Origin of the sequence: Streptomyces panaciradicis, from assembly GCF_023516615.1 — a bacterium.
GTDB lineage: Bacteria > Actinomycetota > Actinomycetes > Streptomycetales > Streptomycetaceae > Streptomyces > Streptomyces panaciradicis.
The window spans coordinates 1-10573 of record NZ_JAMGBF010000244.1 but is presented as its reverse complement, the minus strand read 5'-3'; the positions used below and the strand labels follow the sequence as shown (position 1 = coordinate 10573).

At 73.0% G+C, this 10573-nt stretch carries 12 protein-coding genes; 5 read left to right on the top strand and 7 right to left on the bottom strand.

All coding sequences use genetic code 11. The annotated features are described in order from the left end of the window. From M8J74_RS42650 to M8J74_RS42635, 4 genes are all read left to right on the top strand, one after another. Positions 1-697 (top strand): sugar phosphate nucleotidyltransferase (locus M8J74_RS42650; protein ID WP_249841541.1); only part of this gene is annotated, 697 nt, incomplete at its 5' end. After that, the gene (rfbB, locus tag M8J74_RS42645) at positions 694-1662 is read left to right on the top strand and encodes a dTDP-glucose 4,6-dehydratase (RefSeq protein WP_249841540.1); all 969 of its coding nucleotides are present in this window, start codon (positions 694-696) and stop codon (positions 1660-1662) included. The genes M8J74_RS42650 and rfbB, both read left to right, overlap by 4 nt. Then, a complete protein-coding gene (rfbD, locus tag M8J74_RS42640; protein ID WP_249841539.1) occupies positions 1659-2531 on the top strand; it encodes a dTDP-4-dehydrorhamnose reductase in 873 nt (290 codons plus the stop codon). Before rfbB ends, rfbD begins: the two co-directional genes overlap by 4 nt. Continuing rightward, positions 2528-3331, top strand: a complete 804-nt coding sequence (locus tag M8J74_RS42635) for a class I SAM-dependent methyltransferase (RefSeq protein ID WP_249841538.1) — start codon at positions 2528-2530, stop codon at positions 3329-3331. Before rfbD ends, M8J74_RS42635 begins: the two co-directional genes overlap by 4 nt. Here M8J74_RS42635 and rfbC read toward each other — a convergent pair. The 4 genes from rfbC to M8J74_RS42615 all read right to left on the bottom strand — a co-directional run bounded on the left by rfbC (position 3321) and on the right by M8J74_RS42615 (position 7122). After that, the gene (gene rfbC, locus M8J74_RS42630) at positions 3321-3929 is read right to left on the bottom strand and encodes a dTDP-4-dehydrorhamnose 3,5-epimerase (protein WP_249841537.1); all 609 of its coding nucleotides are present in this window, start codon (positions 3927-3929) and stop codon (positions 3321-3323) included. The two genes, M8J74_RS42635 and rfbC, sit on opposite strands and share 11 nt — an antisense overlap. 4 nt (positions 3930-3933) lie before the next feature. Next, positions 3934-5889, bottom strand: coding sequence for a glycosyltransferase family 2 protein (locus M8J74_RS42625; protein WP_249841536.1), 1956 nt, complete (start codon positions 5887-5889; stop codon positions 3934-3936). 119 nt (positions 5890-6008) lie between these two features. Next, positions 6009-6593, bottom strand: a complete 585-nt coding sequence (locus tag M8J74_RS42620; RefSeq protein WP_249841535.1) for a hydrolase — start codon at positions 6591-6593, stop codon at positions 6009-6011. 67 nt (positions 6594-6660) lie between these two features. Next, positions 6661-7122, bottom strand: coding sequence for a MarR family winged helix-turn-helix transcriptional regulator (locus M8J74_RS42615; protein ID WP_249841534.1), 462 nt, complete (start codon positions 7120-7122; stop codon positions 6661-6663). Positions 7123-7223: 101 nt separating this feature from the next. Here M8J74_RS42615 and M8J74_RS42610 point away from each other — a divergent pair, with 101 nt between their 5' ends. After that, positions 7224-7724 (top strand): metallophosphoesterase family protein, encoded by a 501-nt coding sequence (locus tag M8J74_RS42610; protein ID WP_249841533.1) that lies wholly within the window; start codon positions 7224-7226, stop codon positions 7722-7724. A gap of 465 nt (positions 7725-8189) precedes the next feature. On the opposite strand, the gene M8J74_RS42605 is transcribed toward M8J74_RS42610, so the two are convergent. The 3 genes from M8J74_RS42605 to M8J74_RS42595 all read right to left on the bottom strand — a co-directional run. After that, on the bottom strand, positions 8190-8798 hold the full coding sequence (locus M8J74_RS42605) for an SRPBCC family protein (RefSeq protein WP_249841532.1): 609 nt from the start codon (positions 8796-8798) through the stop codon (positions 8190-8192). A gap of 18 nt (positions 8799-8816) precedes the next feature. Further along, entirely contained in the window at positions 8817-9917 is a 1101-nt protein-coding gene (locus M8J74_RS42600; RefSeq protein ID WP_249841531.1) for an XdhC family protein, read from the bottom strand. Beyond that, positions 9910-10573: vWA domain-containing protein (locus tag M8J74_RS42595; protein ID WP_249841530.1), on the bottom strand; the 664-nt coding region annotated here is incomplete at its 5' end. The genes M8J74_RS42600 and M8J74_RS42595, both read right to left, overlap by 8 nt.

Sequence of the window (10573 nt, the reverse complement as noted above, 5' to 3'; positions counted from 1 at the left end):
CCGCCCCGACGCCCAGATCCTGCTCACCCAGGTGGCCGATCCCCGCTCCTTCGGTGTCGCCGAACTCGACGCCTCCGGGCAGGTCGTCGGCCTGGAAGAGAAGCCCGAACACCCCAAGAGCGACTTCGCCCTCGTCGGCGTCTACCTGTTCACGCCGCTCATCCACGAGGCGGTCCGGGCCATCCGCCCGTCCTGGCGGGGCGAACTGGAGATCACCCACGCCATCCAGCACCTCATCGACGCCCGTGCCGACGTCCGCTGCACGGTCATCAAGGGCTACTGGAAGGACACCGGGAACGTCGTCGACATGCTCGAGGTCAACCGGACCGTCCTGGAGGGCCTCGACCGCCGTATCGACGGCGAGGTCGACGAGGAGTCCGAGACGATAGGGCGCGTCGTGATCGAGGAGGGCGCACGCGTGGAGCGCTCACGGATCGTGGGGCCCGTCGTGATCGGCGCCGGCACCGTCGTCGAGGACTCCTACGTCGGTCCCTTCACCTCCGTCGCGGAGAACTGCCGGATCACCGACAGCGAGCTGGAGTTCTCCATCGTCCTGCGCGACTCCTCCATCCTCGGCGTGGGCCGCATCGAGAACTCCCTCATCGGCCGGCACGTCGAGGTGACACCCGCCCCCAGTGTCCCCAGCGCCCACCGTCTCGTCCTCGGCGATCACAGCAAGGTGCAGATCCATACATGAATCTCCTCGTCACCGGCGCCGCCGGATTCATCGGCTCCGCCTACGTCCGCATGCTGCTGGCCCCCGGAGCGCCCGACGCGCCCCGGATCACCGTGCTGGACAAACTCACCTACGCCGGCAACCTCGACAACCTCGAACTCGACCATCCGCGGCTGGAGTTCGTGCAGGGCGACATCCGTGACGCCGAACTCGTCGACAAACTGGTCGCCGAGGCCGACCAGGTGGTGCACTTCGCGGCCGAGTCGCACGTGGACCGCTCGATCAGCGGCGCCACCGACTTCGTCCTCACCAACGTCGTCGGCACCCAGACCCTGCTGGACGCGGCGCTGCGCCACCGGGTGGGTCCCTTCGTGCACATCTCCACCGACGAGGTCTACGGCTCCATCGAGCAGGGCTCCTGGCCCGAGGACCACCCGCTGCGGCCCAACTCGCCCTACTCCGCCTCCAAGGCATCCTCCGACCTGCTCGCCCTCGCCTACCACCGCACCCACGGCCTGGACGTCCGCGTCACCCGCTGCTCGAACAACTACGGCCCGCACCAGTACCCCGAGAAGGTCATCCCGCTGTTCGTGACCAACCTCCTGGACGGCAGGAAGGTCCCGCTCTACGGCGAGGGCCTCAACGTCCGCGACTGGCTGCACGTCGAGGACCACTGCCTCGGCGTCGACCTGGTGCGCACCAAGGGCCGCCCCGGCGAGGTCTACAACATCGGCGGCGGCACCGAGCTGAGCAACAAGGAACTCACCGGTCTGCTGCTGGAGGCCTGCGGGGCCGACTGGGACATGGTGGAGCACGTCGAGGACCGCAAGGGCCACGACCTGCGCTACTCGGTCGACTGGAGCAAGGCCCGCGAGGAGCTCGGCTACCGCCCCCGCCACGACTTCACCACCGGCCTCGCCGAGACGATCGCCTGGTACCGCGACCACCGCTCCTGGTGGGAGCCCCTGAAGCGGCGGTCGGCATGAAGTGGCTGGTCACGGGTGCCGGCGGCATGCTCGGCCGGGACACCGTCGAGGAACTGGCCCGGCGCGGCGAGGACGTCACCGGCCTCGACCGCGCGGCTCTGGACATCACCCGGCCCGACGCGGTCGAGGCGGCGCTGGCCGGGCACCGCCCCGACCTGGTCGTCAACTGCGCCGCGTACACGGCCGTCGACGACGCGGAGACCGACGAGGAACGGGCCCTCGCCGTCAACGGCGACGGCCCCCGCAACCTCGCCCGCGCCTGCGCGGCCTTCGGCGCCCGGCTGATCCACGTCTCCACCGACTACGTCTTCGCCGGCGACGCCGGCACCCCCTACCCGGAGGACCACCCCACGGGTCCACGCACCGCCTACGGCCGCACCAAGCTGGCCGGCGAGCGGGCCGTGACCGAGGAGCTCCCCGCAGCGAGCGCGATCGTGCGAACCGCTTGGCTCTACGGGGTCCACGGGCGTAGTTTCGTCCGCACGATGATCGACCTGGAGTCCCGCCGCGACACCCTCGACGTCGTCGACGACCAGCGCGGGCAGCCCACCTGGAGCGCGGACGTCGCCGCACGCGTCGCCGACCTCGGCCCGCACGTGGGCCGGGGCGCCGGCGGCGTCCTGCACGCCACCAGCTCCGGCGAGGCCACCTGGTGCGAACTGGCCCGCGAGGTCTTCCGCGGCCTCGGCGCCGACCCCGCCCGGGTGCGGCCGGTCGGCAGCGGGGCCTTCCCCCGCCCGGCGCCCCGGCCCGCGTACAGCGTTCTCGGCCACGACCGCTGGCGGCAGCTGGGCCTGCCGCCGCTGCGCGACTGGCGCGCCGCCCTGCACGAGGCACTGCCACTGATCCGCAAGGAGTCCCCTTCGTGAAACGCCACGAGTTCCTGCGGGGCCTGCACAAGGCCACCGCCAACCGCAACTACCTGGAGATCGGAGTCAACGACGGCCGCAGCCTGAAGCTGTCGCGCGTGCCCAGCATCGCCGTCGACCCGGCCTTCAAGGTGGTCACGGAGATCAAGTGCGACGTCCACCTGGTGAAGGCCACCAGCGACGACTTCTTCGCCCGCGACAACCCCCTCGCGCACCTCAAGGGCGGCCGCCACCCGCTGCGCAACCTGCGCCGGGGCCGCAGCCCGCTGGGCCACTGGCGGCGCACCACGCTCGACCTGTCGTTCATCGACGGCATGCACCTGTTCGAGTACGCGCTGCGGGACTTCATCAACATCGAGAAGCACTCCGACTGGTCCAGCGTGATCGTCTTCGACGACATGCTGCCCCGCAGCATCGACGAGGCGGCCCGCGACCGGCACACCACGGCCTGGACCGGCGACGTCTACAAGATCATCGAGATTCTGGGCCGCTACCGCCCGGACCTGGTGACGGTCCTGGTGGACACCCAGCCCACCGGTCAGCTCGTCGTCTTCGGCGCCGACCCGAAGAACACCGTGCTGAAGGACAAGTACGACGACATCATGGCCGAGTTCGACGTGCCCGACCCGCAGAAGGTGCCCGAGTCGGTCCTGGAGCGGGTCAAGGCGGTCACGCCGGAGACCCTGCTGGAGGCCGACTTCTGGCGGCCGCTGGTCCGCGCCCGCAACCGCGGCCTCAGCCGCTCCCGGGGCTGGGAGCCGCTCAGGTCCGCGCTGCAGCCGCTCGCCGTCAGTCGCTGACCGCGCGGCCGCGCAGCTCCTCGTAGTAGGCGGTGCAGGCTTCGTACGACGGCAGCAGCCCGGTCTCCCGGGCCTCTGCCAGCGACGGAGCCTGCTCGTCCTTCGGGGAGAGCACCGGACGGATGCCCTCGGGCCAGGTGATGCCCAGATCCGGGTCGAGGGCGTGCACGGCGTGCTCCCGCTGGGGCGCGTAGCCCTCCGACGTCAGGTACACCACGGTCGCGTCGTCGGTCAGGGCCATGAAGGCGTGGCCGAGCCCCTCCGCGATGAACACGGCGTGCCGGGTGTCGTCGTCGAGGCGCACCGCCTCCCACTGCGCGAACGTCGGCGAGCCGACGCGCAGGTCGACCACCACGTCCAGGACGGCCCCGCGCACACAGGTGAGGTACTTGGCCTGCCCGGGCGGCGTGTCCGCGAAGTGCACGCCGCGCACCACGCCCCAGCGGGAGACCGAGAGGTTGGCCTGCCGCAGCGGCAGGTCGTACCCGGTGGCCTCGCGGAACTCGGCTCCGCGGTACCACTCGTGGAAGTTGCCCCGCTCGTCGTGGAAGATCTTCGGTTCGAGCGCCCAGGCGCCTTCTATACCCAGTGATCGCACGCTGTCACGCCTTTCGAGCCTTGGAAGCCGATGCCGTGCGCCGTCCGAGGACCGCGGCGAGCGCACGGCGCGCCCTGCGGGCCAGCCGCCCCACGGCCGAGGGCCGCGGGGTGCGGACCACCGTGACCGAGCCGCCCGCCGCCCGCAGGGTGAGCGGCAGCGGCAGGGACCGCGCGTCGGCGTCGTCGGGTGCCGGGCACAGCGCGGTCCGCCAGGCCCCGCCGCCCAGTTCGCCCACGGGCAGGGACGCCTCGAGCACGGCACCCTCCCCGGCCGGGGCGAGCGTGCCCGGTGTGTCCACCGACCGGCCCTGCGAGGTCAGCCGCACCAGCACGGGACTGTCGACGGGGACGTGCAGCGGCAGCGGCACGCGCACCCGGTCGCCGGAGACGGTGACCGTCTCGGGGTCGAGGCGGTCCAGGCCGAGGCGCTTGTTCGCGCGGTCGACGTCCAGGGAGAGGTTGTCGTGCTGGTCCGTCCAGTACGGCAGCACCACATGCCCGCCGACGACGGCGGCTGAGGCGGCGGCACGTGCCTTGCGCGGGCCCGGGCCGATCCGTGCCTCCTTGCTCCAGCCGCCCATCCTGACCCGGGCGTAGGTGTCCCACAGGCCCGCGCGCAGCGGCCCGCCGTCCACCGCGGCCGCCGGGTCCACGGTCGCCGTGGCCCGCAGCACCAGCCGGACGTTCCCACTGTCCCCGACGGGCACGATCTCCCGGGTGACCTCGACCGGCTGGAAGTACTGGGCGGCGGTGGACCGCTCGCGTACCAGCAGGTCCACGGCGGCCTTGCCGAACCGGGCGACCACGTCGGAGCCCACCCAGGCCACCGCCTCCGCGATGTTCGGCGGCGGGCCGTCCAGCGGGGCGCGGACCCCGCCGCCGGGAAACGTCAGCGGCGCGCCGCCCGCCGTGAACTCCGCGGCGATCTCCACGCGCAGCGCGCCCTCGCGCCACTCGATCTCGCCGGGCAGCGCGCGCAGCGAGAGGCCGGCCTCCCACTCGGCGAAGGCCACGACGTCGTCGTACCGGTGGGCCGCGACCAGCGCGGCGACCACCTGCTGGGTGGGCTGCAGACCCGCCGCCACACCGGGGCCGAAGCGCTCGGTGGTGATGAGGTGGATCTCCTCGAACAACTTGCGCCGGTAGTCGTCCGCCAGCCTCAGGAAGCGCCTGCCGCGCAGCCGCTCCACCATCTCCACCCGCAGCCAGCGGCGGTGCAGGGAGTCGCGGACCGGGCCCGGCTCGGTGTACCGCTCGACGACGTCGAGGGCCTCGCGCAGGTTCTTGAAGTAGCCGACGGGCTCGAACTGCTGGATGCCGGCGTTGGACGCGTCGTCGCGGCGGATGTGGTAGTAGCAGACGTAGTCGCCGATCACGGAGACGTTGGCGGCGCGCAGATAGGCCTCGACCACGAAGACGTGGTCCTCCAGGCGCCGTCTGCCCTCCGGGAAGCGCAGGCCGGTCTCGTCGAGGAACGCCTTGCGGAACATCTTGTGCGGGGTGAGGCTGTCGATGAGCGGGGCGTCCTCCACGGAGGCCCGCGGCCGGTTGCGGCGGAACAGCTCCACCGGCACCGAGCGGCCACGGCCGGCCATCTTGCCGACGACGACGTCCGCGCCGTTGGCCTTCCCGTAGCCGTACATCCGCTCCAGGGCCTCGGTGCCGAGGCTGTCGTCGTTGTCGACGAACATGACGTACTCGCCTCTGGCGGCCTCGATGCCGACGTTGCGCGGCTTGCCGGACCAGCCGGAGTTCTCCTGGTGGATCACGCGGACCCGGGGATCCTTGGCGGCGAGCTCGTCGAGCCGGGCCGGGGTGCCGTCGGTGGAGCCGTCGTCGACGAAGACGGCCTCGTACTCGTCGGGCGGCAGGGACTGCTCGAGCAGCGAGGCGATGCAGCCCTCGATGTAGGGCCCCGGGTTGTACACCGGGACGATGACGCTGACCTTGACCGGCATCGGGCTTCCGAGCCCCCTCGGTTCGCTTGCCGTATGTGTTCATGCGGTGGCCAGATGCTAACCCGGCCGGGTGCTTCGCCCCACTGCGCCCCGCCCGTGCAAGTGCCGCCGCCGGCCGGTCAGTCGTGCGTCTTGGCGAGCAGTTCCAGGATCTCGGCGGTGGTGCCGGTCTCGCCCAGCCGCGGGAAGATCCGCTCGACGCTGTTCGCGTGGGCCTCGGCGGACCGGTCGCTCATCGCGTCGGTGGCGAGGGTGACGTGGTAGCCGTGCTCGTACGCGGCGCGTGCCGTCGACTCCACGCCGATGCTGGTGGCGATGCCGGTGAGCACGATCTGGGTGACTCCGCGGCGGCGCAGCTGGACGTCGAGGTCGGTGCCGTGGAAGGCGCCCCAGTTGTGCTTGGTGACGGTGATGTCGCCGTCGTGGCCGGAGAGTTCGCCGACGATTTCGTCCCAGCCCTCGGGCAGGGCGCCGCCGGGCCGGGGTGTCTCGGTCCGGCCGGGGACCGCGTCGGCGCCGTCGGCGGCGAAGGAGACCCGCACCAGGACCACGGGCAGGCCGCGGGCGCGGAACGCGTCGGCGAGTTGAGCCGACCGGGTGACGACCTCGGCGCCGGTGTACGGCTGGGTGGGCGCGCCGACGATGCCGGTCTGGAGGTCGATCACGACGAGGGCGGTGCGCGGGTCGAGGGCGGTGACGGTCATGACGTCGGGCCTTTCATCGGTGAGGGGGGAGTGGAACGCCGCGGCGGGGCCGGGAAGGGCGCAGACGTCACGGCTGCGTGAGCCGCTCCAGCAGGGCCAGTCCCTCCAGGAGCGTCTGCCGCTCGCCCTCGGTGAAGCGGTCCTGCAGCGCGCGGGCCAGCCACTCCTCGCGCGCCTGCCGGTCGCCCTCGACGCGCCGGTGCCCGTCCTCGGTGAGGGTCACGAGCTGGCGGCGGCCGTCGGCGGGATCGGGACTGCGGCGGATCAGGCCGTGCCGGTCCAGGGCGGCGAGCGTGGTGGCCATCGACTGCGGCCGTACGCCCTCCGCGGTGGCCAGCGCGCTCGCCGTGGCGGCGCCGTGCTTGGCGACCAGGGTGAGCGCGGAGACCTGCGACGGGGTGAGCTCGTCGTCCTCCGCGACCTCCCGGATCCGCCGCCGCAGCCGGCTGAGGACGACCCGCAGATCGCGTGCGGCCCGCGCGGCGGAGCCGGTGATGCCGCCGGAGGGGCCGGGCGTCGCTGCGTTCATGCGGCCCACACTAATTTCTTCAGTTTCGACTGTCCAGTTCAGGCTGATCAGTTTAAACTGTTCAGTCTCACCTGAAGATCCGGAGGTCGTAGCCTGGCCGTGTGCGCCTGCTCCTGATTGCCGACACCCACCTGCCCAAGCGGGCCAGGGAACTGCCCGCGCCGCTCCTCGCCGAACTCCCGCGCGCCGACGTCGTCCTGCACGCCGGGGACTGGGTCGACACCGCGACCCTCGACCTCCTGGAGAGCCGGTGCCGCAGGCTCGTCGGCGTCCACGGCAACAACGACGGTCCCGACCTGCGCGCCCGGCTGCCCGAGGTCGCCCGCGTGGAGATCGGCGGGCTGCGGTTCGGCGTCGTGCACGAGACGGGAGCCGCCCAGGGCCGTGAGGCGCGCTGCGCCGCCCGTTTCCCGGACCTCGACGTCCTGGTCTTCGGGCACAGCCACATCCCGTGGGACACCACGGCCCCCGGCGGCCTGCGCCTGCTCAACCCCGGCTCGCCCACCGACCGCCGACGCCAGCCGCACTGCACGTACATGACCGCCGGCGTCGAGGACGGGCGGCTGACGGACGTACTGCTGCACCGGCTGCCCCCGCGCTAGCCGCCGGTTCACGGAAGCGGGCCCGGGGCACCCGGCACAGCCGACGGTCCCGCCCGGTCCGGGGGACTGTCAGACCCGGCTGCTACCGAAGAATCTGGTCGACGTGGTCGGCCGGCGGTCCGTCTTCCCGCTGAACGTGCCCATCGTGGCCGTCGCCCTGGTGTAGGCCCGGCGCCGCGGGCCTCTGCGCGGCGGCCGCGGTGCTCGCGCCGGCCGTGCCGCCGGGTGCGCTGCTCCCCGTCAGGCGTGCCGGGCCGAGGGGTGATCCGGTCGGCGTGACGCATGGGTCCGGGCCGCTGCAGTTGCGGCAAGCGGCCCGGTGCTTCGAGTGTGCGCTTTCACGGACCTCCTTCCCACAGAGGCACTGTGGTGAGGCAGTCCTGCCTCGTTGTTGCCGCATACCCCATTCGGGCGCTTTTCACACTTTTTCGCCGGGAGCCGAGGAGGCCGGGCCGGGCCGGTGTCTCAGTGTCCCCTCCGGCGCCGCAGACCGGCGTACACCACCGCCACCACCAGGGCCGCCGCGACGCCCACCGCCGCCCGCTTGGCCACCGGCACCCCCGCCGTGCGGAACAGGTCGAGCGGTTCGGTCTCCTCCGGCTCCTCCCGCACCACCGGCTGCGGTGCCGCCGGTTCGCCCAGCCGCTGGGACAGACACTCGGCGAACTGGCCGATGATCCGGTCGCCCACCTCCGACATCACCCCGCGCCCGAACTGCGCCGGACGCCCGGTCACCGTCAGGTCGGTGCGCACCGACACGGCCGTGCCGCCGTCGCGCTCGGCCAGGGTGCTGGTGACCGTGGCCCGGGCGGTGCCCTGCCCGCGCGTCTCCCGGCCGCTGGCGATCAGCACCATGCGGTGCGCGCAGTCGTCCTGCTCCTCGAAGACGGCCGTGCCCTTGTACGTCACGGTGATCGGGCCCACCTTCACCTTCACCGAGCCGGTGACGGTCTTGCCGTCGTACTCCTCGACGCTGGCCCCCGGCATGCACGGTGCGATCCGCTCGACGTCCAGGAGCGTCCGCCAGGCGTCGTCGACCGGGACCGGCACGGTGAACTCGTGGTGCAGTTCCATGACTTCCTCCAGTGGGCGTTACGTCGACGGGTGGATCGTCCCCCCGGTGACCGTCAGCGGGGCGCCGCTGCCGCCCCAGCGCAGCGCGACGATCTCGGCGGCGACGGACACGGCGACCTCCTCGGGCGTGCGGGCGCCCAGGTCGAGGCCGACGGGGGAGCGCAGCCGGGAGAGTTCGGACTCGGTGAGCCCGGACTCGACCAGGCGCTTCATGCGGTCGTCGTGCGTACGGCGACTGCCCATCGCCCCGATGTAGGCGGCCGGCCGGCGCAGCGCCTCCTCCAGCAGCGGCACGTCGAACTTGGGGTCGTGGGTGAGCACGCAGATCACCGTGCGCTCGTCGGTGTCGGTGCCGCTCAGGTAGCGGTGCGGCCAGTCGACGACCACCTCGACGGCGTCCGGGAAGCGTTTGGGGGTGGCGAAGACCGGGCGGGCGTCGCACACCGTGACCCGGTAGCCGAGGAAGCCGCCGATGCGGGCGACCGCGGCCGCGTAGTCGATGGCGCCGAAGACGAGCATGCGCGGGGGAGGGGCGAAGGAGTGCAGGAACACGGTGACCGCGTCCTCGCGGCGTTCGCCGTGCGGGCCGTAGTGCCGCAACCCTGTTGCCCCCAGGGCGAGTTCGCCGCGCGCGTCGGCGGTGACGGCCACGTCCAGGCCGGTGGAGCCCAGGGTGCCGGAGACCTCCTCGGGCCAGACGGCGAGGGTGGCCCCGACGGGGGCGGGGCCGTCCGTCACCGTCGCCACGGTCACCGGCCGGCCCGCCGCGACCGACTCGGCGACGGCCGCGAACGCCGGGTCGGTCTCCCTGGTGACGGGACGCACCAGCAGGGTGATCTCGCCGCCGCAGGTGAGCCCGACGGCGAACGCGTCCTCGTCGCTGTACCCGAAGGTCTCCAGCCGGGGCTCACCGCTCTCCATGACCTCCTTGGCGAGCTCGAAGACCGCGCCCTCCACGCAGCCCCCGGAGACGCTGCCCAAGGCCTCGTCGCCCGGCCCGACCGCCATCGCCGCGCCGGGGTCGCGCGGCGCGCTGCGGCTGACCGCGACGACCGTCGCGAGCCCGAACGGATGGCCGGACGTGTACCAGTCGGCGAGCGCCGGGAGGATGTCACGCACGATCCGCTCCTTCCACGAGGTCCGCCGCCGCGTCCCCACGCACCACCGCGGCCAGCCGCTCCAGCGCCGCCAGGCTGTGCCCCTCGACGAACGCGTCCACACTCGGCAGCGCCGCCGCCATCCCGGCCGCCAGCGGCGCGTAACCGGGCCGCGCCTTGCGGGGGTTGGCCCAGATCACCCGGTGCGTCAGCCGGTGCAGGCGGCGCATCTGGACGCCCAGCAGCTCCGGATCGCCGCGCTCCCACCCGTCCGACAGGATCACCACGACCGCCCCGCGCGCCATGCCCCGCTGCCCCCACCGGTCGAGGAACTCGCGCAGCAGCTCCCCGAGCCGGGTGCCGCCGCGCCAGTCGGGGACGGCCGCCGCGAGCGCCGTCATCGCCAGGTCGGGGTCCCGGTGGGAGAGTTCGCGGGTCACCCGGGTCAGCCGGGTGCCGATCGTGAAGACCTCCGTCGGGGCGCCGCGGGCCGCCGCGTGCGCGAAGCGCAGCAGCGCGTCCGCGTACGGCGCCATCGAACCGCTGACGTCCACGAGCAGGACGACCCGCCGGGGCCGCTCGGCGCGCGCGTGCCGCCGCAGCCGGGCCGGTTCCCCGCCGCGCCGCAGCAGTTCCCGCACCGTCCGGTGCGGATCGACCTGCCCGCGCCGGGCCGGC

Bases quoted from the DNA above. Each gene is read 5' to 3' on its own strand.
- M8J74_RS42620 (WP_249841535.1), bottom strand. From the start codon at position 6,593: ATGACCGTCACCGCCCTCGACCCGCGCACCGCCCTCGTCGTGATCGAC.
- rfbB (WP_249841540.1), top strand. From the start codon at position 694: ATGAATCTCCTCGTCACCGGCGCCGCCGGATTCATCGGCTCCGCCTAC.
- M8J74_RS42605 (WP_249841532.1), bottom strand. From the start codon at position 8,798: ATGGAACTGCACCACGAGTTCACCGTGCCGGTCCCGGTCGACGACGCC.
- M8J74_RS42615 (WP_249841534.1), bottom strand. From the start codon at position 7,122: ATGAACGCAGCGACGCCCGGCCCCTCCGGCGGCATCACCGGCTCCGCC.
- rfbD (WP_249841539.1), top strand. From the start codon at position 1,659: ATGAAGTGGCTGGTCACGGGTGCCGGCGGCATGCTCGGCCGGGACACC.
- M8J74_RS42625 (WP_249841536.1), bottom strand. From the start codon at position 5,889: ATGCCGGTCAAGGTCAGCGTCATCGTCCCGGTGTACAACCCGGGGCCC.